Source organism: Streptomyces sp. NPDC060028 (assembly GCF_042736725.1).
GTDB lineage: Bacteria > Actinomycetota > Actinomycetes > Streptomycetales > Streptomycetaceae > Streptomyces.
The window spans coordinates 1-20,096 of sequence record NZ_JBHWVJ010000012.1; the positions used below are offsets into that span (position 1 = coordinate 1).

Here is a 20,096-nt window from a genome sequence, read left to right on the forward strand (position 1 = left end):
GTACGACGGCGGGCGCGGCGGCGGGAGCGACCGGCGCGGCGGCCGGAGCCGGGTGCGCGGCCGGGGCCATGGCGTGCGCCTCGGGGCCGGGGACGTAGGCCATGGCGGGAGCGGCGGCCGGCGGGGCGGCCACGAAGCCGGCGGGCGGCCCGCTGCGCTCCAGCCGGTCGAGCCGCGCCTGGAAGGACCGCTCGTCGCTGAAGGCGGCGGGCAGCAGCACCCGGGCGCAGATCAGCTCGAGCTGCAGACGCGGCGAGGTCGCGCCGCGCATCTCGGTGAGCCCGGTGTTGACCAGGTCGGCGGCGCGCGACAGCTCGGCGGCCCCGAAGACGGAGGCCTGGGCCTGCATCCGCTCGACGACATCGGAGGGGGCGTCGATGAGCCCCTTCTCCCCGGCGTCGGGCACGGCGGCCAGGATCACCAGGTCGCGCAGCCGCTCCAGCAGGTCGGCGACGAAGCGGCGCGGGTCGTTCCCGCCCTCGACGACGCGGTCCACGACCTCGAAGGCGGCCGCGCCGTCCCCGGAGGCGAAGGCGTCGATGACGGCATCGAGGAGTGACCCCTCGGTGTACCCGAGCAGGGAGGTGGCCATGGCGTATGTCACACCCTGGTCGGCGGCGCCGGCGAGCAGCTGGTCCATGACGGACATCGAGTCACGTACGGACCCGGCGCCGGCCCGTACGACGAGCGGCAGCACGCCGTCCTCGACCTTGGCGCCCTCGCGTCCGCAGACCTCGCCGAGGTAGTCGCGCAGGGTGCCGGGCGGGACCAGCCGGAAGGGGTAGTGGTGGGTCCGGGACCGGATGGTCCCGATCACCTTTTCCGGCTCGGTGGTGGCGAAGATGAACTTGAGGTGCTCCGGCGGCTCCTCGACAACCTTCAGCAGGGCGTTGAAGCCCGCCGAGGTGACCATGTGGGCCTCGTCGATGATGTAGATCTTGTACCGGCTGGCGGCGGGGCCGAAGAAAGCCTTCTCCCGCAGGTCACGGGCGTCGTCCACGCCACCGTGCGAGGCGGCGTCGATCTCGATGACGTCGATGGAGCCCGGCCCGTTCCTGGCCAGGTCACGGCAGGACTGGCACTCCCCGCACGGGGTCGGGGTGGGACCCTGCTCACAGTTCAGGCAGCGGGCGAGGATGCGCGCGCTGGTCGTCTTTCCACACCCGCGCGGCCCGCTGAACAGGTACGCGTGATTGACCCGGTTGTTCCGCAGGGCCTGCATCAGCGGTGCAGTGACATGCTCCTGCCCGATGACCTCGGCGAACGACTCGGGGCGATAGCGGCGGTACAGCGCAAGGGACGACACGTCTACGAGGTTATCCGGGCCCACCGACATCAGCGGCCCGCCGACCCGGACCCGGTCCCGCCGGGGGCCTCCGAGGGCTGCCGGGGCCCGGCCGGGGCCCGCCCAAAGCCGCCCCGGAACGCAAAGCGCCCCTCACGCACCCGCCAGAGCCCACTTACCCTTGCTGCCTTCCGGCCCTGGGGGAGTTGGGTGAGATAGCGCCACGTGAGGGGCTGACCCCACCCTAGCGGATGGATGCCCCCGGAATCGAGCCGGATGCCGGCCGGCTCCCCGCCGGGCGATCACGTTCGCGAGCACCCCTCAACGTCTTGTATTGTTTGCGGCGGAGGATTCGCCTAGTGGCCTAGGGCGCACGCTTGGAAAGCGTGTTGGGGGCAACCCCTCACGAGTTCGAATCTCGTATCCTCCGCCAGTGCCTCACCGGGCACTTGAAGGCCCCGACCGGGAAACCGGCCGGGGCCTTCTGCGTTCCCTGGTCTCAGTTCGAGTCTCATTTATTTGACGTATAACCGGATGTTTCGCCCGCATTCTGGCTTCGACGGCCTACCCCTCGTACTCCCAAGGGTTCAGCAGGAGTGCGCCTGATCGCGCCAGATGCTTGATGTTGCGGCTCACCAGCGTCCAGCCGTTCGCCAGGGCGGTGGCGGCGATCAGCGCATCGGGTGGATCGATGCTGGTTCCGACGCTCTTGAGCCTCCGGTGAAGAGCGAGGTAGGCGAGCGCCTCCCGCTCACCGACGGCGGCGATCCGGTCGCGGTACTGATCACGGATGTCCGTGAGCGCCCGTTCGAAAGCGGTACGCCGCACCAGATCCGGTGTCCCCTCGATGCCTGCCTCGATCTCCGCGATCGTGATGACGCTGAGGTAGAGGGCGGGAGCTGGAACAGACCGAGCTCAGGCGACGACGGCCGGGGGCCGGTTCGGCCGGGTGGTGATCTCGGCGACCACATTGGTGTCGAGCAGATAGATCACTCGCCATCCGCCTCGTCGTCGTAGGACCGCTGCCCGAACTCCAGCCCCTCGAACGGGGCCGCCGTGAGCCGTTGGAGAAACCCGTCGCTGCCCAGGGTCGCCCAGCGGTGAAGCATGTCGGGCAGGGCATCGATGTCGGTGTCGGCGAGCTCGGCATCGAAGTGCCCGAGCTGCTGCTCGGGCAGAGACTCCCGGATCTCCCGGATCGTCCGGAACGGATGGGGCTCCTCTGGTGTGCGCGGCGGGAGCGGCAGATTCGGGGCAGTGCTCATGATCGGCTCCACGCTGTGATCCACGGGCCCATGCCTGGACACCACCCTAGGCCGGGCGGCCCTGGAGCGGGTCGGAAACGACCCGAATCCGAGCTTTGACGGGACCCATCCGCCGAGTCGCCGCTGTCTGTGTCTGGCAGCCGCCGTCCGCCGGCGACAGCGATGTCCCCTTGGTTGGAACCAGCTGAACGAAGCTGTCGGGCTGGACACAATGGGGAGCGCCGCCCTGCAGCCGGTTTCGTGACACGTCGCGTGCACCGCGTCATTGGTACGTGGCGAAGATCAGCTATCCCCTCCACCGAAGGTAGCGAATGACGCAGAGCACAGCCGCCCGAGCCGGACGCTTCCACACGGGGCGTTTATCCGGGGGACTGCCCCAGGCCTTGGATGCCTGGCGCGTCACCACCGACGATGCCGATGTAGCCGCGCGTGTCGCCGGCTTCCTGGGTGGCGAACCTCAACCGAACGAAGGGACAGGAACAGCTGGCCTTGCCTACGAAGTGCTGACGAGCCGCGAGAGCGTACGCGTTCTCCTGGCCGGGCCCGACGCGGTGGCGGCACACATGGTCCTCCGGGGCAGTACGGGCGTCATCCACGAGTGCGACGGTGTGGAGTTCCTGTCACCGAAAGCGAAGAAGGGCCAGCCCTGCGGCTGCCCTCCACTGCTTGAGGACAGGAAGCTGGCGGCCAAAGATAGGCGCGGCCCGACGCCCTCCGTCGACATCACCTTCCAGATCGCAGCGGCACCCGAGCTGGGCGCGTTCCACTTCATGACGGCCTCGTGGCAGATGGCCGCTCAGCTCTCCGACCTGACGGACGCGCTGGAACGTGTCGACGGACCGGCGATCTGCGACCTCATCATCGAGCTCGCCGTCTACACGACCAAGGCGGGCAGAGACGTCTGCTACCGAAAGCCGGTGGTCACGGTGCTCGGCAGCCCCGACACCGTTGCGCCCGAACCCCCGCCGGCGACCGAACCCATGCCTGCTCCGGCACCACCTGCACCCCGCCGCAAGGCCAGGCCGGCCCCTGAGCCCACCACCCCGTCCGCATCTGAGCCGAGGCACTCGGTCAGCGTGGATGCCGCTCTGCTCCACCGTGCCGCCCAGGTGCTGGGCACCGGCGACCACAAGGAAACCGTCATCGCCGCCCTGTCCGAGATCGTGGCAGGACGGCAGCAGACCGCAGAGCTTGCCCGGCTGCGAGAGCATGTCGGACGCATCGCCGACATCGCGCGGCACATTCGCGGGTGTACAGCACCGTTCGGCGAGTCTGCAGCCGCTACCTTCGCCGCAGGTCGGGACACCCGCGACCGTCGCCGAACCCCCCGACGAACATCTGGAAAGCGTGTTGGGGGCAACCCCTCACGAGTTCGAATCTCGTATCCTCCGCCAGTGCCTCACCGGGCACGATGTCGAAGAGCCCCGCTGCTTGCAGCGGGGCTCTTCGCGTTCCCGGCCGGGGTCCGAAGATCTGCACCCGTCGATCACCGTGGGGCGCCCTCGCGCCGGCGGTGGTGCTCGCCCGGGGGTCCTTCCGGGTGATCGTCGAGGGTGCCGCGCCAGGCCTCCGGGGCCGGTTCTCCGGAGGCGTGGCGCGCACGGCGGGCGGCGAGGGGCCCGGCCCGCGCCGCCGTACGGCATCGAAACGGCGGCCTTGCGCCACGCTGGGCCTTTACATCCATCTCGCTTGTGCCGCCTTAGTGTTGACGGCGTGACATGTAATTCTGAGGGCCCCATCGACCCACCAGGAGACTTATGAACACCGCGTCCCGGACGGCAGATCCCGACGTCTCTTCCTCGGGTCCCGCCGTCGACACGCTCGGGATGTCCGCCGCGCAGGCCCGCAGTGCGGAGCTGGAGGAGCAGATCCTCAAGGATCCGGGGCAGTTCCGGGTGTTGACGGGGGACCGCCCGACCGGCCGGCTGCACCTGGGTCACTACTTCGGCACGCTGCACAACCGCGTACGTCTTCAGGACCTCGGCGTGGAAATGCTCGTGATCATCCCGGACTACCAGGTCCTGACCGACCGGGACGTCGCGGACAACCTGACGTGGCACGTCGAGGAGCTGGTGCTGGACTACCTCGCCATCGGCGTGGACCCGGCCCGCAGCACGATCTTCACGCACAGCGCCGTCCCGGCCCTCAACCAGCTGATGCTGCCCTTCCTCAGCCTGGTCTCCGTCTCGGAGCTCAACCGCAACCCCACGGTCAAGGACGAGATCACCCACTCGCGCCAGTCCGCCGTGAGCGGCCTGATGCTCACCTACCCGGTCCACCAGGCCGCGGACATCCTCTTCTGCAAGGCCAACCTGGTCCCGGTCGGTCAGGACCAGCTCCCGCACCTCGAACTGACCCGGACCATCGCGCGCCGCTTCAACGACCGCTACGGCAACGGCACCCCCGTGTTCCCCCGGCCCGATGCCCTGTTGTCGAGCGCACCGCTGCTGCTCGGCACGGACGGCACCAAGATGAGCAAGAGCCGGGGCAACGCCATCGCCCTGGCTGCCGACGCCGACGAGACCGCCCGCCTGCTGAAGGGGGCCAAGACCGACGGCGAGCGCCACATCACCTACGACCCGGCCGCGCGCCCCGAGGTGTCGTCGCTCATTCTTCTGGCGGCCCTGTGCCAGGGCCGTACTCCTCATCAAGTGGCCGACGAGATCGGCTCCGCGGGAGCCGCCGCGCTGAAGAAGACCGCCACCGAGGCGGTCAACGAGTACCTGGCGCCGATCAGGGCCCGCCGGGCCGAGTACGCGCAGGACCGCGGCTACCTCCGCCGGACGCTGCGCGAGGGCAACGAGCGCGCCAGGGCCACGGCCGACACCACCCTCACCGAGGTGCGTGCCGCCATGAACAGCCAGTACTGACCGTCCCCCGCCCGGAGCGGGCGGCGGGCTGACGGTGTGAGAGGGGCGGTCCCGATGGGGCCGCTCCTCTTTCGTGTGCGCGCGGCCGCGCGGTGACCGTTCCCGGGACGAGCCCCGGGACGAGCCCCGTGTCGGGCGCCGGTCCACGCCCGGACGACCGGGCCTCACCGGCGACCCGAGTCCACCTCAAGCCGTCCCCGGTGGTTCATCGAGCCAGGTCGGTGACGCTTGACGCCAGAGGTCGAGCAAAACCCTACGCGTCTTCTGCTGTCGACAGACCTCTTGAGGTAGGCATCCTATGAAAATCCTCTTGGTCGCCATGCCATGGCAAGGGCTTGACACGCCGTCGAGCGCGCTCGGAATCCTGGGCCCGTGCGTCCGCAGACAAGCCGCCGGCTGGGAAGTCGACGAGCTGTACGCCAACATCCCGTGGGCCGAGCACCTGATGCGTGAGAGCAGCGGCCACATCACGGCGGAGCACTACGGGGAGGTCGCGGTCCAGGTCTTCCACGGCGTGGGCGACTGGGTGTTCACTTCGGCGCTGTACGACGTCGACGGACATCGGGTCGACGAGTTCTCCGAGTTCCTCCAGAAGCGCGGCATAGAGCCGCAGGTTCCCGTCGAGATGCAGAAGCACTCCCGGGAATTCATCCGGAACCTCGCGGCCGAGATCGCCGCGGATGCCCCGGACGTCGTGGGCTTCACGAGCACCTTCATGCAGAACGTTCCGTCCCTCGCCCTGGCCAAGGAACTGAAGAGGATCGCGCCGGGCATCCGGACGCTCATCGGCGGCGCCAACTGCGACGGGCCGCAAGGTCCCGCCCTGCACCGGAACTTCGCGCAGCTCGACTTCGTCATCAGTGGTGAGGGCGAGCGCGCGCTGCCCGCGCTGCTGAACCGCATCGCCAAAGGCAAGGGTTTCGCCGACGTGCCGGGGCTCAGCTGGCGTGACGAAGAGGGCCGGACGGTGGCGAATCCGCCCGCCGCGGCGGCGCTGCCGTTCGCCGCGGTGCCCGCGCCCGACTACGACAGCTACTTCCGGGCGCTCAAGAGTTCACCCGTCCAGGACCACGTCCGTCCGATGCTGGTCATGGAGACCTCCCGCGGGTGTTGGTGGGGCGACCGCCATCAATGTACGTTCTGCGGCCTGAACGGATCGAACATCGATTTCCGGAGCAAGGCCCCCGAGCGCATCGCCCGGGAAGTCGCGGATCTCGTCGAGCGCTACCAGATCCTCGATCTGGTCATGGTGGACAACATCCTCGACATGAAGTACTTCGGCACGGTCATACCGGAGCTGGCCGCCCTGGACCTCGACCTGCGGATCCACTACGAGATCAAGTCCAACCTGACGCGCGACCAGTTGAAGAGCCTGCGCGAGGCGAACGTGCTCTACGTGCAGCCCGGTATCGAAGGCCTGAGCTCCCATGTGCTGCGCCTCATGGACAAGGGCGTCAGCGGCGCGCACAACGTGCGGCTCCTGCGCGATTCGGAGGACCTCGGCCTCAACGTCACCTGGAACATCCTTTACGGATTTCCCGGTGAGACCGAGGAGGACTACCGCGGACTGCTCAAGAGGTTCACCACGCTCGAACACCTCCAGCCGCCCACCGGGGCCTGGCGCATCGCGTTGGAACGGTTCAGCCCGTACTTCGAGGAGCCGACCAACGGGTTCATGTTCCGCCGTCCCGCCGAAATCTACGACTTCATCTACGAGGTGCCGAGGGATCAGCTCTACGACTTCGTCTACCTCTTCGACACGACCGACGAGGGAATCGTGGGCCCCGTCGAGGACGAGCTGAAGCAGGCGGTCGACGAATGGGCCGCGGCGTACGACCAGAGCAGCCTCTCCTACTGGACCGACGACCGGGACCGGGTCGTCATCGAAGACCGCCGAGCCAGCTGGCCGGAGGAAGTGATCGAGCTGGACGACCGCCAGAGCAACGTGTACCTGGGCATGTTCCAGGGCGCCGGCCAGGAGGGCGTACGCCGCCGGCTGACCTCCGCCGGGTTCGCGGTCGGGGAGGGCGAGGTCGAGGAGATGCTCCGCTACTTCGTCGACCGCGGTCTGGCGTTCGAGGAGGAGGGCCGCTACGTGAGCGTCGCGCTCGAGGTCGACCCGTACCGGCGGAAGCTGGTCAATGGCAAGGAGGTGTTTGCGTCGCGATGAGCGTACTCATGGACTTGGCTGAACTCAGGGAACATGCTTCGGATACGGGACGCCCGTCGACCGGTGCTCGGCCCGCGACCGCGACGCTGACCCTCGGATCCGACGGGGCGCCACTCCCCGCGGCCACCGAACTGGCGGCGCTGCTGCCCCGAATGTCGGTCGCCGGGGTGCGGCTGGCGCAGACCGCCGACTTCGCGGCGCTCCCCGCCGCGGAGATCGTGCGGATCATCGCGTTGATCCGCGAATGCGCCTCGATCGGCGTCCCGGTCTCCTGGTCGCTGATCCTGGACCCGGGACAGCGCGACCTGATCCGTCAGCTCGACCATCTGCCTGCCCCCGACCGGACCGTGGTGGCGGGGAAGGAAGCCGTGGCCGCCGGCGCGTGGCGCTCCTCCGAGGATTTCGGGCTGCTGTATTTCCGCAAGGGTCCGAATTTCCTGTCGGTCGTCGACAACCGGCCCGAATCCTGCCGGCGGATCGTCCTCGACGATCCCGCAACGACGGACGTCTTCCGACAAGGCCTGGCGGGATGCCCGTGGGACGAGCTGTCCCGGGATCCGCAGTACGCAGCCGCCGCGGCGGACCTGGTGGAAAAGGGCCTGCTCCTGCGCGTCGGGGACCACTGCGTGACCCTGCCGCTGCACATGCGTACCTGGCCCCTGGGCGCAGCCCTGCTCGGGGGAACCCTGGCCTCGGCCGGGAAGAAGCCGGAGGAGGGACTCTGATGGCCACCGCCGTGGACGACACAGAGCTGTTCGGCGATCTGCCGCGGCTCGCCCGATTCGAAACCGAACCTGCCAGGCGTTTTCTCGGCCATGCCGTGGAGGAGTATCAAAAGTGCCTGGACAGCCGTGATGCCGAGGGCGTACCCAGCCATCTGCCGCGCGCTTCCGGTCTGCTGTTCGGGGAGGCGGACGACACCGGGATCACCATCCGCGACATCGAATTCGTGCCGAATGTCCGCGACAGCGACGAGAGCGTCATCGCCGAGTTCGAAACGACCATCGCGCCTCGTTTCGGCGACGTGTACCGGAATCCGGGCCGAGGGTTCTGGTCCGACGAAAAGGGTGTGCTCCGGGCGATCCAGCAGCAGGCCGCGAAAGGCCTGGAGCTGATGGGCTCCATACATTCGCATCCGAACTGGCACGAGATCGGCCCGCCGCACGAGCGGTTCCAGCAGCTCAGTGAAGTTCCGACGCGGATGGACGAGTACCTCTTCGGCCAGTCCTGCTGGCCGGTGAATGTCATCTGGTACGTGCATGCGGACAGCGGTGGTCTCGCGCACCGGGTGGCGGGCTGGCGGCCCGGTCCGGAGCCGGAGAGCTGTCGACAGCTCGACATACGGATTCCGTCCGAGGTCTGCGATGAATTCCGCGTGGAATTGCCGTCCGAGTGACGCGAGTTCAAAGGGAACACACGAAGGAGAGGTAAGACATGTCCGATTCCGGGCACAACGCCGTGACCATCAAGCTTCCTGCCGTCTTCCACGCGCTGACCGGCGGCCGGCGCCAGATACCGGGTGCGGGGGACAGCATCAGGGACGTGCTTCACGGTATCGACCGGGATTATCCCGGCGTCCTTGACCGGATCATGGATCGGGAAGGGTCCGTGAAACGCTACGTCAACGTCTACCGAAACGACACCGACATCCGGACCTTCGACGGCCTCGAAACCAAGGTGGAGGATCAGGATGTGATCTGGATCGTTCCGGCGGTGGCGGGTGGCAGCGGAGCGGCGAGGTCACAGGAGTCGTGATGTCGGATACGGATACGGATATGGATACCCTGCCTTCGGAATTCTTCACCGACCCCGGACCGTCCCCGCACGCCGCGACCGCGGAGTTCAGGTCCAAGTGTCCGGTCCATCGGATCGACTATCCCCCGGGCTCCGAGGCGTACGCGGTCCTCGGGCACAAGGAGGTCGAGGAAGCCTTCGGCGACCTGCGCTTGTCCAAGCAGGTCGAGAACCTTCCTCCCCGCTACCGGGACAAAGCGGCCGAGAGCCTCCTCATGGTCCGCAACCTGGGGTTCGCCGACCCGCCCGAACACCACACCCGGCTGCGCAAGCCCATCAGCCGGGCGTTCCTGCCCGGCAGGATCGCCCACCTCCGCCCGCGCATCCAGGAAATAGTCGACGACCTCATCGACGCCTTTCCGGAGTCCGGTGAGATCGACCTGCTGACCGCCTTCGCCCTGCCCCTGCCGCTCACGGTGATCTGTGAGTACCTGGGGATACCGGTCGAGGACCGTCCGCTGTTCCTGGAGTGGGGCTACATCCTCAGCCAGGACCCGTTCCAGCACTCGGAGACGGAGCTGAAGGCGGCGACCGAAGCGTTCACCGACTACTTCACCAAGCTGGTGGCCGAGCGTCGCAAGGACCTGCGGGACGACCTGCTGAGCGAGCTCATCAGGGGCCGGGACGAGGGCGTCTTCAGCGAACGGGAGCTGTTCTCGACGATCCTCCTGCTGCTCATCGCAGGGCACAAGACGGTTGCCAACATGCTCGGGAACGGGACGGCGCTGCTGCTCTGCCATCCCGAGCAGCTCGCCATGCTCCGCGCGCGCCCCGAGCTGGTGCCCTCGGCGGTCGAGGAGATCCTGCGCTACGAGGGCTCGGCCTCCTGGGCCTCGCTGCGGATCGCGGCGCAGGACATGCGACTGGGGGACGTGGCCATCCCCAAGGGGAGCTTCGTGCATCTCTCACTGTCCAGCGCGGGCCACGACCCCCAGGCGTACGACGACCCGGAGCGCTTCGACGTCACCCGGTCGCCCAACCACCATCTGGCCTTCGGCCACGGTCCCCACTTCTGCGTGGGCGCCCCGCTGGGCCGGCTCCAGGGCGAGATCGCTTTCACCACGCTGCTGCGCCGACTGCCGCAGTTGGAACTCGCGGTGGCTCCGCAGGAGATCGCCTGGCTCTCCGACAGCTCGCTCAGCCGCGGGCTCGATGCCCTTCCCGTCCGAGCCGGAAAGCGGGTGCCGCGATGACGACCACGGTGAAGGCCGACGGCGGGAGCATCGCCGTGGTGGGCGTCGGCGGGGTGGGCCGCTGTCTCGGCGGCCGGCTCGCGGTCGCGGGGTGCGACGTGCGGTTCCTGACGCGCGGCGAGAACCTCGCCGCGCTCAAGCGGGACGGGGTGCGCATCACCGACGGCACGAGTGACTGGTCCGTGCCGCAGGTGCGGGCGTCGGACGACCCGCGGGACATCGGCGAGGTCGATTTCGTCCTGCTGTGCGTGAAGACCCAGCAGTTGCCGGCGGCCATCGACGCGCTGGCCCCGATGGTCGGCGAGGGCACCGCCGTGATCACCGTGCAGAACGGGGTGGAGGCTCCCGAGCAGGTGGCAGCCGGTATCGGCCGCGAGCGGGTGCTTCCCGGCATGGCCAGGGTCGTCGCCCTGCCGACCGATCCGGGCGAGGCGCGGCGCGTGGGCCCCCCTGGTGCGCTGGGCTTCGCCGAGTGGGACGGCAGCGTGTCCGACCGGGTGCTGCGACTGCGCGAGGTGCTCAGCGCCGCCACGGTGACCGTGATGGAGCCGAGCGACATCTGGGCCGACCTGTGGGCGAAGTTCCTGCTGGTGGCGCCTGTCGGCAGTCTGGGAGCCGCCACGGGCGGGGCGACCATCGGCGAGCTCAGGTCGCGGGCGGGCACCCGGCGGATGCTGATCGCGGGCATGCGGGAGATCTACGAGACCGGCGTCGAGCTGGGGATCGCACTGCCGGCAGACGCCGTGGACACGGCGATCGGGATCATGGACCGGCAGTCGCCCGACGCCACTTCCTCGCTCCAGCGGGACATCCTCGCGGGCCGGCCGTCGGAACTGGAGGCCTGGACCGGGGCGGCGGTCCGCCTCGCCGGGCGGGCGGGCAAGGCCGCGCCGGTCCTCGAGACGGTCTACGAGTTGCTGGCCACGCGCGAAGCGCTGGCGGCGAGCGCGTGAGCCGTAAGCCGTAAGCCGTAAGCCGTAAGCCGTAAGCCGTAACGGAACGCCGGATTCCCGGCCGGGGTCGCCCGGCCGGGAACGCGGCGGTCGTGGGGGAAGGTCAGAAGAGGTCGGTGAAGAACCGGTAGCCGGTGGGGTCGCCGGGCATCTGCCAGTGCAGGCCGCCGGTAGCGGCAGTGGATCGATGGATCCATAGGGTCGTTCTATGACCCGTGGTTCCATGACGGGTTGTTCCATGACCGGCGGGCGATCGCGTACAGGTCCCGGGCCGGGCCGGCCAGGGTCTGGCCCGCGGGCCATACGGCGCGCAGCGTGCGCTCCGGTTCCAGGCCCGCCACCGGGGACGACTTCAAGGTCCCGGCGGCCGGCTCCGCCTCCACGGCGAGCGAGCTGACCACCGCCCCACGCCCGAGGCCGCCGCCCGCTTGATCGCGGTGGTGGAGGACAGCTCCAGCAGGGCGTTCGGCTCCCAGCCGCGCGGCGACGGCCCGCGCGACGTCGGCCGAGCTCCCGGACCGCAGTGCGATGGCCGTCTCGGGCGCGTGCGTACGCAGGGCCATGAGCCATTCGGGGAAGAGGTACTCGGCGATGGTCTGGCTCGCGGCCACGTGCAGATGGGAGTGGCGCCGGGCGCGCAGGGTGTCGATGTCCGCGTCCAGTGGCCCCGTCGCCGCCATCACCGTCTCGGCCCATTCGGCGATCAGCGCCCCCGCCTCGGTGGGCTTGGGGCCGAGGGTGGTGCGCTCCAGCCCAGGAGGTCGAGGGCGGAGAGGTCGGGGACCCGCGGGGAAAGGCGCGTAGAACGACCCTATGGATCCACCGGCCCGCCGCGGCTCCGTCAGGGCCGGTCCCCCGAGCGGGGCAGCAGTGTCCCGCGCAGGAGGCCGCGCAGGGTGAGGCAGGCCGTCACGGCCCATGCCGCGAGCAGGAACACGTACAGCGCGACGGTCAGCCACTCGAAGGCGTGCAGTCCCGTGTGCCGGGCCAGCCCTTCCGTGCCCGTCACGCAGGTGCCGACGGGGAAGGTGAAGGCCCACCACGTCATCGCGAAGCGCATCCCCTGCCGCCAGGCGCGTACGACGGCCACGCTCGCCAGGACGAGCCACAGCAGCGCGAATCCCGTCACGGGAACGCCGTAGAGCACGGCGAGCATCCCGAACCCCTGGTCGTACGGGGCCCGCACCACGTGGGGCGCGACGTCGCCGAACTGGTTGACGGCCGTCACGGACTGGCCCAGCGGCCCGAGCACGAGGAACAGCGTCGGCACCAGGAACAGCGGCAGCCGCGGTCCCGTCAGCAGCCGCGCGAAGACGACGGGCAGCATCACGAACGTCGCCATCATGCTCAGCCCGAACATGCCGTAGCAGCCGAGCAGCAGCGCCTCCTGCCACTGCCCGGTCGGCAGGTGCGGCAACAGCAGGGGGCCGAGCGACGCGGAGACCAGGGGAGCGACGATCGGCAGAAGCCAGACGGGTGAGGCGTTGCCGGGCCGCAGGCCGTGCCCGACGGCCATCAGGTACGGGATCGCGACCGCGGACGCCAGGCCGATGACCGTACCGGCCGTGAACAGCACCGCGTCCACGGCGATGGCCGCGCGCAGGCCGATCCAGTCCTTGCCGACGAGCATCGTGCCGCCGCCGACCGCCAGCAGGGCCATGGCGAGGCATCCGTAGAACGGGGCCACGGCCGGGTCGAGCAGATGGGCGCGTGCCTGGTCGCCGTGGTGTCTCCAATGCGCCGCGCGGGCGCTGAGCAGTACGGCGAGCATCACCGCGGACAGCGCCCAGAAGAGCGAGCAGACCGTACGCAGGCCCGGGAAGGACAGCGGCAGACCGGCGCCGGCGGTGGCGACGATGGCGGTGCCCATCACCGAGGCGTACCAGTTCGGGCCGAGGTGGCGCGCGAAGGCGGCCCGACCGCCCTCCTCCGGCCGGAACGGAACCCCGGACCGCACCTCTGTGACCACGCCTCCACGCTCGCCCGGAAACGGGCGGCTCGCCATCCGACGAGCCCTGACGGCACCCCTCGGAACGACGCCGCAGGGGCCTGGCTAAACTCCGCCTGCCCTATGGAGGGCAGTTGAGTTTCTGGGGGGAACGCATGCCGTACATGTTCAGCGACAAGCGGTGTCGGGGGAGACGCACGCACAGACCGACAGGCGTCACCGCGCTCGTCGCACTGATCATCGCCGTCCTGGCCACACTCGTGGGACCGGTCGGCGCGGCCGCCGCCGCGGTGGCGCCGAAGGACGAGACCCGGGCCGGGGCGCCCGCCTCGGAAGCCGCACCGGAGGCCGCGAAGCCCGCACCCGCGCCGAAGGCCGCGCCCGCGAAGCCCGAGGAGAAGCGGCCCGAACCCGCGGCGGAGCGCGCCGCGGCCGGCCGGGACGTCAGCCGGATCAGCGCGGCCGACACCTGCTCGGGCGCCATCGCGCCGGACACGGTCCACACCTGCGCCGCACGCCCGGCGGGCGGCGCCAAGTTCACCCTCGCCCTCACCGCGGCGACCGACCTGGTCTTCATCCAGGCCGTCTCCACGAGCGGCGGGATCGAGTACCCGAACCTGAAGGCGCCGGACGGCTCCGCGGTCACCTGCGCGCCGCTGGGCTCGTACGGGGAGACGCGCTGCCCGACGAGCAAGCCCGGGACGTACACCCTTGAGCTCACCAGCGGTTGGGCGGACAGCGGGTTCTCCGTCTCGTACAAAGCGCTGCTGTCCGGCACCTCCTGCACCACCGTGACCGGGGCGGAGGCCACCCTCGGGGCGCCGAAGGCCTTCGCCGCCACCGTGGCCGCCGGTTCCGCGGGCGACTGCTTCCGCCTGCCGCTGGCCGCCGGGGCCGTCCTGCGCGCGCACCTGACCTCGTACGAGGTGTACGGCACGGTCTACGACGCCACCGGCAAGCAGACGTGCTCCACCCGGGGGAACTCGCCGGACTTCGACTGCAAGCTGACGGGCACCGCCCCGTTCACCCTGCTGGTCAACCAGGACTACGGGCGGAGCGTGGCCTACGGCTTCACCGTCGCCCGCCTCTCCTACCCCGGCGGCTGCCCCGTCGTCACGGTGCAGGCGTACGGCACGGTCCCGGCCGCCTCGTCCGCGACGCGCTGCCGCATCCTGCGCGTGCCGAGCGCCGGGCCCTTCGCGTTCGGCCCGACCGAGGCCTCGTCCTGGATCTCCGGGAAGCTCTACCAGATGGGCGGCGCCGAGGCGTGCCCGCCGGCGCCCGACGTGCCGTGCACGCTCGCCGCCGGGGACTACACCTGGGCGCGCGACAGCAACAACACCACCGTGGACCCGTACGGCATCTGGTTCCACGCCACGAACCAGGCCACCGGCTGCACGGACGCGCGGGACGACGGCTTCGCCTCCGGCCCGGCGCGGGGCACCTTCACCGGCGCCTCCCAGCGGCTGTGCAGGACGCTCCCGACGGCCACCGGCAAGGGGCTGTACTTCCTCGACAACCCGCCCGCGGACGGCGGCGCGGACCCGGTCACCACGGTCTACGACGCCAAGGGCGTCCAGCAGTGCCGGGCCACCTCCGACGTCTCCGTCTGCAAGCTGACGGGCACCGCGCCCTTCCGCGCGGTGCTCTCGGGCCCCGCCTCGGGCGCCTACCGGATGACCATCCACGGCACCGGTGACGTCAGCGGCTGCACCACCTGGAACCGCACCGGCTTCGGGCCCTCGACGGGCATGAAGGTGGATCTCACCGCCGACAAGCAGGTCGCGTGCCTGGCCGTCGCGGCCGACAAGCACTCGACCGCGGAGATGATCGACTACTCGAACGCCACCAACCGGGTCAACGCCTCGGTACAGATCTACGACGGCGCCGGCGACAAGGTGTGCAGCACGACCGGCAGCACCACGACCGCCTGCGTGTTCCAGACCGGCCCCGCCTACCCGGCGCTGCTCATCGGCACCGGCGGTACCGACAGCTACCGCCTGGTGCGCCGGGACATCTCGCCGACCGCGAAGTGCCCCGCGCCGAAGTCGCTGACCGTCGGCGGTGCGTCCACCGGCTACACCTTCAACTCCGCGCTGGACAGCACCTGCCTGCAGTTCAAGACGGCTGCCACGGACAAGCTGGTGATCAACGTACGGACCCCGCAGGCGGCGTACCGCACCGGTGCCCAGCTGGGCGTGGCCGACGCCACCGGCAAGGTCGTCTGCTGGACGAGCGCCGGAGCGTGCCGGGTCACCGGCTCGGCGGGTTACTTCCTCTTCGGGCTGGCCGCCGGATACGACGGCACCACCCCGATCGTGGCGCACATCGACACCTGGCGGGTCGCCACCGCGGCCGGCTGGGCGCCCGAGTGCACCGCGAACCGGGTTTCGGCGGACAGCTTCCCGGTGCGCGGCGGCACGCTGACCGAGGCCGCGGCGGGGTACTGCGCCGTCGCCACGATGAAGCCGTCTCAGCGGTTCAAGGTGTACGGCGCCGACAACAGCGCCTCCTCCGTCAGCAATCCGTGGGTGAGCATGCTGAGCAGCACCGGTTTCGGGGGGCCGCGCCTCGACCCGATGGTCAACTGCATGAACCTCAACGCCGGTGACTTCAAGTTCCAGTGTGCGACCACGTCCTCCGCGGTCGAGGGTGAGTACCTGCTGCTGCTGGACGCGTACACGGCGACCACCCCGCTCTCCTACTCCATGCAGGGCGTCTGCGACGACGGATGCGCCAACTGGCCCCCGAAGCGCCCCGACGCCGACTCGGTCACCCCGGCGACCAGCGCCGCCGAGAGCACGACGCAGGTGGTCCTGCACGGCACGAACCTGACCCTCGGCACGGAGGTCAAGCTCGCCTCCGACGGCAACCCCGCGTCCCCGTACCGGATGAGCGAGCCGGTGTCGGTCAGCGCCGACGGCACCTCGCTCACCGTGCGGCTCTCCACCTTCGGCGTCGCGCCGGGCACCTACGACGTGGTGCTCGACGGCACGTGGTACACCGCCGGCACCCGCTCGCCGGGCTACCTGCCCGGCGCGTACACGGTGACCGCCGCCCCGCCGGCCGCGAAGATCCAGGCGAACGGTCACCCGGTCGCGAACTGATCCCGTCGCCACACGACAAGGCCCCGGCCGGGCAACCGGCCGGGGCCTTTCCCGTGCTCTCCGCGGCTCAGACGGTGGCGAGCGAGATCTCGGTCGACTTGATCAGCGCGACGACGGCCGACCCGGCGGCCAGGCCGAGCTCTTCGACCGCGTCGTTGGTGACGGCAGCGGTAAGCCCGCCGTCGTCGACGTCGATCTTGACGGACGCCATGGCGCCGCCGGTGGCGACGCCGACGACCGTGCCGGCGATCTGATTGCGGATGGACAGGCCCTCGACGGGGCCGGTGGCGAGGGCCACGTCGGTGGCCTTGACCAGCGCCTTCACGGAGGAGCCCACGGCGATGCCGAGGTCTTTGACGGCGTCCGTGGTGATGGCCGCGGTGATGTCCTGCCCGCCTTCCAGCCGGACCTTGACCGTCGCCATGGCCTCGCCGGCGGTGACCGCGGTGACGGTGCCGGCGAGCTGGTTGCGGATGCTCAGGCCCATGCCCGTCACGCCTGCGACATCTTCGGCATCTCACCGACCGTCGTCGACATGTCGATCACGGCGAAGGCCGCGCCCTGCGGGTCCGTGACCGCCGCGAAGCGGCCGAACGGGCTGTCCATCGGGCCGAAGTGCAGTGTGCCGCCGAGCGACTTGGTCTTGGCCACGGCCTCGTCGCAGTTCGGGACCGAGAAGTAGACCTGGATGTAGGAGGGGATCTGCGGCGGGAACTCGTCGCCCATCTTCATCCGTCCCAGCACCGGGTTGTCCTTGCCGCCCAGGCTGAAGACCTTGAAGTCCATGCCGGCCGTCTCCGGGTCGTCGCCGGCCTCCATCTGCTGCGCGCCGTACGGGAAGACCTTCGGCAGGAAGCCGTCCGCCTTGTCGGGCTCCCGGGTGAAGACCTCCGCCCACGCGTACGAGCCCGGCTCGCCCATCTTCTCGAAGCCCTTGTGCTCGCCCGGCTGCCAGACGCCGAAGACGGCGCCGCTCGGCTCCTTCGCGATCGCCATCGTGCCGAAGCTGCCCACCTGCATCGGCTCCATCAGGAGCTCGCCGCCCGCGGACTTGACCTTCTCGGCCGTGGCCGCCGCGTCGGGCGAGGCGAAGTACAGACACCACTGCGAAGGCGCCTCGCCCCCCGGCATCGGCGGGACGACGGCCGCGACGGCCTTGCCGCCGGAGTAGGCCTGCGTGTAATTGCCGAACTCGCCGGACGCCTCGCCGAAGGTCCAGCCCAGCACATCGCCGTAGAACCGCTTGGCGCCCTCCACGTCGGAGAACATCGCGTCCACCCAGCAGGGCGCGCCTTCCTTGAACTCAGCCATGATCGATCGACTCCCGTGTCGTGTGCGCATGCCTGTCGTACGTCTCGTACGTGCCGTTCTCACGCTAGGTGCGCGGTGCGGCGACCGCGCGGGGAGCGCCGCCGCGCGGGACGCTGGAGCCATGGACAAGGACATCACCATCCGGCTGGCCCAGCAGCCGGAGGCCGACGAGCTCCTCGGCCGCAGCCCGCTCGCCGCGCTCGTCGGGATGCTGCTCGACCAGCAGGTACCGATGGAGTGGGCGTTCTCGGGCCCCTACACGATCGCCGGGCGGCTCGGCGCGGAAGACCTGGACGCCCACGCCATCGCCGCGTACGACCCGGAGGCCTTCGCGGCGCTGCTTTCGCAGAAGCCGGCCGTGCACCGCTACCCCGGTTCCATGGCGAAGCGGATCCAGCAGTTGTGCGCGTACCTGGTGGAGCACTACGGCGGGGACGCGGAGGCGCTCTGGGCGGACGCCGGCACCGGCGCCGAGCTGCTGGGACGGCTGAAGGCGCTGCCCGGCTTCGGCGAGCAGAAGGCACAGATCTTCCTGGCGCTGCTGGGAAAGCGGTTCGGCGTCCGGCCCACGGGCTGGCGCGAGGCCGCCGGGGGCTACGGCGCGGCGAACGTCTACCGTTCGGCTGCGGACATCACCGGCCCCGAATCGCTGGCCAAGGTCCGGGCGCACAAGCAGGAACTGAAGGCCGCAGCCAAGGCGAAGGGTGCCTCGTAGGCGCCGAGTTGACGGGCCGTATCGAATGCCCGGCGATTGTCAGACCCTCCCCATAAGATCATTCACATGACGGAAACGACTGTGAATCTGACCCGCGCGGCCACGGCCGAAACCATCTCCGACGGCCCCGGCAGCCTGATCACGCTGCTCACCGACACCGCCGAGCTCACCTGCAACACCGCGACCTTCGAGGCGGGCGCGGCCGGCGCCCCGGTGCACTTCCACACCAAGGCGACCGAGTTCTTCCACGTCACCGAAGGGCGCCTCGACGTCCTCGTGGGGGACGAGATACACACCCTGGCCAAGGGCGACTTCCTCGCCGTCCCGCCCGGCGTGAAGCACGCCTTCGCCCCGGCCGCCGACAGCACTGCCGAGGTGCTCGTCGGGTTCACTCCCGGCATGGCCCGCTTCGACTACTACCGCCTGCTGGGCCGGGTGCGGGCGGGCGAGGCCACCGTGCAGGACATCATCGACAGCCAGCCCACCTACGACAACCACTACGCCGAGAGCGAGGCCTGGGCCGGGCGGCTGCGCAGCGCCGAGGCGTAGACCTCGTCGGCGTCGAGCCTGCGCAGCTCCTCCGCGATCAGCTCGGCGCTGGTGCGGATCTTCAGGGCCACCTTGCGGTCGGGGCTCCCGGGCAGGACCAGGGTGGCCAGGACCCCGTCCGGGCGGTCCACCCTGATCTCTCCGGCCGTGGTGTCCAGCCGCACCCGCGTGATGACCGGCCCGTCCGTGGCCACCCGGGCCACGCTCACCCCGAGCCGGTCCTCCAGCCAGCGCGCCAGCAGCTCGGCGCTGGCGTTGCCGGGCTCGCTCTCGACCGCCGCGCCCGTCACCGGGAGCGGCTTCTGGTCCAGGGCCGCGGCCAGCAGCGAGCGCCACGGCGTGAGCCGGGTCCAGGCGAGGTCGGTGTCGCCGGGGGCGTAGGCCACGGCCCGCGTGTCGAGGATCGCGACCGGGTCGGGCGCCGCCTCGGCATCCGTGATCCGGCGCTGCGCGAGCGCCCCGAGCTGGTCCCGCGCCGGGTCGGCGGGGGCCTCCGCCGGCCACCAGGCCACCACCGGCGCGTCCGGCACCAGCAGCGGGAGCACGACGGAGCCGGCCTGCTCGGCCAGCGCCCCGTGCAGGCGCAGCACCACGATCTCCCCGGTCCCGGCGTCCGAGCCGACCCGCAGCTCCGCGTCGAGGCGTGACCGGCGCAGCTTCAGCGGGCCCCGCGCGCTGCGCTTGATCACCGCGATGATGCGGCAGGGGTGCTCGCGCGAGGTCTCGGAGGCCGCACGGACGGCGTCGTAGGCGTTCTCCTCGTCGGTGACCACGACGAGGTTCAGTACGAGCCCCATGGTGGGGCTGCCGATGGCCCGGCGTGCTTCGAGCAGGGCCCGGTTGACCTTGCTGGACGTGGTGTCGGTGAGTTCGGTCCGCATGCGCCGAGTCTGTCAGCGACCGCCGGTCCGGCGTCACCCGGTTGCCGCAATCAGC

General features: G+C 70.3%; 18 protein-coding genes, 1 tRNA gene, 1 other RNA gene and 1 pseudogene. 12 read left to right on the forward strand and 9 right to left on the reverse strand.

Features of this window, described 5'->3' with window-relative positions:
• Nucleotides 1–1,306, reverse strand: a 1,306-nt coding sequence (locus tag ACFWBF_RS08895; protein ID WP_385597423.1) for a DNA polymerase III subunit gamma and tau, incomplete at its 3' end; no start/stop codon positions are given.
• Between the two features lie 118 nt (nucleotides 1,307–1,424).
• An RNA gene (ffs, locus tag ACFWBF_RS08900) (signal recognition particle sRNA small type) lies at nucleotides 1,425–1,523 on the reverse strand.
• A gap of 107 nt (nucleotides 1,524–1,630) precedes the next feature.
• Between ffs and ACFWBF_RS08905 the strand changes: the two genes are divergently transcribed.
• Nucleotides 1,631–1,718: transfer RNA gene (locus ACFWBF_RS08905), tRNA-Ser, on the forward strand.
• Nucleotides 1,719–1,849: 131 nt separating this feature from the next.
• Here ACFWBF_RS08905 and ACFWBF_RS08910 read toward each other — a convergent pair.
• Nucleotides 1,850–2,170: pseudogene (locus tag ACFWBF_RS08910) on the reverse strand (PIN domain-containing protein); the annotation flags it as partial.
• A gap of 104 nt (nucleotides 2,171–2,274) precedes the next feature.
• Complete coding sequence (locus ACFWBF_RS08915) at nucleotides 2,275–2,550, reverse strand: hypothetical protein (RefSeq protein ID WP_385597426.1); 276 nt, start codon at nucleotides 2,548–2,550, stop codon at nucleotides 2,275–2,277.
• 311 nt (nucleotides 2,551–2,861) lie between these two features.
• On the opposite strand from ACFWBF_RS08915, the gene ACFWBF_RS08920 reads away from it, so the two are divergent.
• The 8 genes from ACFWBF_RS08920 (at nucleotide 2,862) to ACFWBF_RS08955 (ending at nucleotide 11,530) form a co-directional block, all read left to right on the forward strand.
• Nucleotides 2,862–4,094: a hypothetical protein gene (locus ACFWBF_RS08920; protein ID WP_385597429.1), complete on the forward strand. Its 1,233-nt coding sequence runs from the start codon at nucleotides 2,862–2,864 to the stop codon at nucleotides 4,092–4,094.
• A gap of 282 nt (nucleotides 4,095–4,376) precedes the next feature.
• On the forward strand, nucleotides 4,377–5,420 hold the full coding sequence (gene trpS, locus ACFWBF_RS08925; RefSeq protein WP_385597685.1) for a tryptophan--tRNA ligase: 1,044 nt from the start codon (nucleotides 4,377–4,379) through the stop codon (nucleotides 5,418–5,420).
• Between the two features lie 298 nt (nucleotides 5,421–5,718).
• Nucleotides 5,719–7,590, forward strand: coding sequence for a RiPP maturation radical SAM C-methyltransferase (locus tag ACFWBF_RS08930; protein ID WP_385597432.1), 1,872 nt, complete (start codon nucleotides 5,719–5,721; stop codon nucleotides 7,588–7,590).
• The gene (locus tag ACFWBF_RS08935) at nucleotides 7,587–8,315 is read left to right on the forward strand and encodes a DUF5825 family protein (protein WP_385597435.1); all 729 of its coding nucleotides are present in this window, start codon (nucleotides 7,587–7,589) and stop codon (nucleotides 8,313–8,315) included. The genes ACFWBF_RS08930 and ACFWBF_RS08935 overlap by 4 nt, the downstream gene beginning before the upstream one ends.
• Complete coding sequence (locus ACFWBF_RS08940; protein ID WP_385597440.1) at nucleotides 8,315–8,986, forward strand: hypothetical protein; 672 nt, start codon at nucleotides 8,315–8,317, stop codon at nucleotides 8,984–8,986. Before ACFWBF_RS08935 ends, ACFWBF_RS08940 begins: the two co-directional genes overlap by 1 nt.
• A 38-nt stretch (nucleotides 8,987–9,024) precedes the next feature.
• Complete coding sequence (locus ACFWBF_RS08945) at nucleotides 9,025–9,345, forward strand: MoaD/ThiS family protein (RefSeq protein ID WP_385597445.1); 321 nt, start codon at nucleotides 9,025–9,027, stop codon at nucleotides 9,343–9,345.
• Nucleotides 9,346–9,365: 20 nt separating this feature from the next.
• Nucleotides 9,366–10,577, forward strand: a complete 1,212-nt coding sequence (locus ACFWBF_RS08950) for a cytochrome P450 (RefSeq protein WP_385597448.1) — start codon at nucleotides 9,366–9,368, stop codon at nucleotides 10,575–10,577.
• Complete coding sequence (locus ACFWBF_RS08955) at nucleotides 10,574–11,530, forward strand: 2-dehydropantoate 2-reductase (RefSeq protein WP_385597451.1); 957 nt, start codon at nucleotides 10,574–10,576, stop codon at nucleotides 11,528–11,530. Before ACFWBF_RS08950 ends, ACFWBF_RS08955 begins: the two co-directional genes overlap by 4 nt.
• A gap of 206 nt (nucleotides 11,531–11,736) precedes the next feature.
• On the opposite strand, the gene ACFWBF_RS08960 is transcribed toward ACFWBF_RS08955, so the two are convergent.
• Nucleotides 11,737–12,210, reverse strand: coding sequence for a LysR substrate-binding domain-containing protein (locus ACFWBF_RS08960; protein ID WP_385597454.1), 474 nt, complete (start codon nucleotides 12,208–12,210; stop codon nucleotides 11,737–11,739).
• Nucleotides 12,211–12,371: 161 nt separating this feature from the next.
• Nucleotides 12,372–13,535 carry a TDT family transporter gene (locus ACFWBF_RS08965; protein ID WP_385597457.1) on the reverse strand — a complete coding sequence of 388 codons (1,164 nt, stop codon included), beginning with the start codon at nucleotides 13,533–13,535 and terminating at the stop codon, nucleotides 12,372–12,374.
• A gap of 77 nt (nucleotides 13,536–13,612) precedes the next feature.
• Here ACFWBF_RS08965 and ACFWBF_RS08970 point away from each other — a divergent pair, with 77 nt between their 5' ends.
• Entirely contained in the window at nucleotides 13,613–16,585 is a 2,973-nt protein-coding gene (locus ACFWBF_RS08970; RefSeq protein WP_385597460.1) for a hypothetical protein, read from the forward strand.
• 67 nt (nucleotides 16,586–16,652) lie between these two features.
• Here the strand turns inward: ACFWBF_RS08970 and ACFWBF_RS08975 are convergent, their stop codons facing one another.
• The gene (locus ACFWBF_RS08975; protein WP_385597688.1) at nucleotides 16,653–17,072 is read right to left on the reverse strand and encodes a molybdopterin-binding protein; all 420 of its coding nucleotides are present in this window, start codon (nucleotides 17,070–17,072) and stop codon (nucleotides 16,653–16,655) included.
• Between the two features lie 5 nt (nucleotides 17,073–17,077).
• Complete coding sequence (locus tag ACFWBF_RS08980; RefSeq protein ID WP_385597463.1) at nucleotides 17,078–17,896, reverse strand: VOC family protein; 819 nt, start codon at nucleotides 17,894–17,896, stop codon at nucleotides 17,078–17,080.
• 121 nt (nucleotides 17,897–18,017) lie between these two features.
• On the opposite strand from ACFWBF_RS08980, the gene ACFWBF_RS08985 reads away from it, so the two are divergent.
• Together ACFWBF_RS08985 and ACFWBF_RS08990 are read left to right on the forward strand one after the other, a co-directional pair.
• Complete coding sequence (locus ACFWBF_RS08985; protein WP_385597466.1) at nucleotides 18,018–18,611, forward strand: HhH-GPD-type base excision DNA repair protein; 594 nt, start codon at nucleotides 18,018–18,020, stop codon at nucleotides 18,609–18,611.
• 66 nt (nucleotides 18,612–18,677) lie between these two features.
• Nucleotides 18,678–19,160, forward strand: a complete 483-nt coding sequence (locus tag ACFWBF_RS08990; protein WP_385223852.1) for a cupin domain-containing protein — start codon at nucleotides 18,678–18,680, stop codon at nucleotides 19,158–19,160.
• Here ACFWBF_RS08990 and opcA read toward each other — a convergent pair.
• Entirely contained in the window at nucleotides 19,109–20,041 is a 933-nt protein-coding gene (gene opcA / locus ACFWBF_RS08995) for a glucose-6-phosphate dehydrogenase assembly protein OpcA (protein ID WP_385597469.1), read from the reverse strand. The two genes, ACFWBF_RS08990 and opcA, sit on opposite strands and share 52 nt — an antisense overlap.
• Nucleotides 20,042–20,096 lie beyond the last annotated feature (55 nt).

Excerpts from the sequence above, each read along its gene's own strand:
- ACFWBF_RS08915 (WP_385597426.1), bottom strand. The coding sequence starts at position 2,550 with ATGAGCACTGCCCCGAATCTGCCGCTCCCGCCGCGCACACCAGAGGAG.
- ACFWBF_RS08920 (WP_385597429.1), top strand. The coding sequence starts at position 2,862 with ATGACGCAGAGCACAGCCGCCCGAGCCGGACGCTTCCACACGGGGCGT.
- trpS (WP_385597685.1), top strand. The coding sequence starts at position 4,377 with ATGTCCGCCGCGCAGGCCCGCAGTGCGGAGCTGGAGGAGCAGATCCTC.
- ACFWBF_RS08930 (WP_385597432.1), top strand. The coding sequence starts at position 5,719 with ATGAAAATCCTCTTGGTCGCCATGCCATGGCAAGGGCTTGACACGCCG.
- ACFWBF_RS08935 (WP_385597435.1), top strand. The coding sequence starts at position 7,587 with ATGAGCGTACTCATGGACTTGGCTGAACTCAGGGAACATGCTTCGGAT.
- ACFWBF_RS08940 (WP_385597440.1), top strand. The coding sequence starts at position 8,315 with ATGGCCACCGCCGTGGACGACACAGAGCTGTTCGGCGATCTGCCGCGG.
- ACFWBF_RS08945 (WP_385597445.1), top strand. The coding sequence starts at position 9,025 with ATGTCCGATTCCGGGCACAACGCCGTGACCATCAAGCTTCCTGCCGTC.
- ACFWBF_RS08950 (WP_385597448.1), top strand. The coding sequence starts at position 9,366 with ATGGATACCCTGCCTTCGGAATTCTTCACCGACCCCGGACCGTCCCCG.
- ACFWBF_RS08955 (WP_385597451.1), top strand. The coding sequence starts at position 10,574 with ATGACGACCACGGTGAAGGCCGACGGCGGGAGCATCGCCGTGGTGGGC.
- ACFWBF_RS08960 (WP_385597454.1), bottom strand. The coding sequence starts at position 12,210 with ATGGCGGCGACGGGGCCACTGGACGCGGACATCGACACCCTGCGCGCC.
- ACFWBF_RS08965 (WP_385597457.1), bottom strand. The coding sequence starts at position 13,535 with ATGGCGAGCCGCCCGTTTCCGGGCGAGCGTGGAGGCGTGGTCACAGAG.
- ACFWBF_RS08975 (WP_385597688.1), bottom strand. The coding sequence starts at position 17,072 with ATGGGCCTGAGCATCCGCAACCAGCTCGCCGGCACCGTCACCGCGGTC.
- ACFWBF_RS08980 (WP_385597463.1), bottom strand. The coding sequence starts at position 17,896 with ATGGCTGAGTTCAAGGAAGGCGCGCCCTGCTGGGTGGACGCGATGTTC.
- ACFWBF_RS08985 (WP_385597466.1), top strand. The coding sequence starts at position 18,018 with ATGGACAAGGACATCACCATCCGGCTGGCCCAGCAGCCGGAGGCCGAC.
- ACFWBF_RS08990 (WP_385223852.1), top strand. The coding sequence starts at position 18,678 with ATGACGGAAACGACTGTGAATCTGACCCGCGCGGCCACGGCCGAAACC.
- opcA (WP_385597469.1), bottom strand. The coding sequence starts at position 20,041 with ATGCGGACCGAACTCACCGACACCACGTCCAGCAAGGTCAACCGGGCC.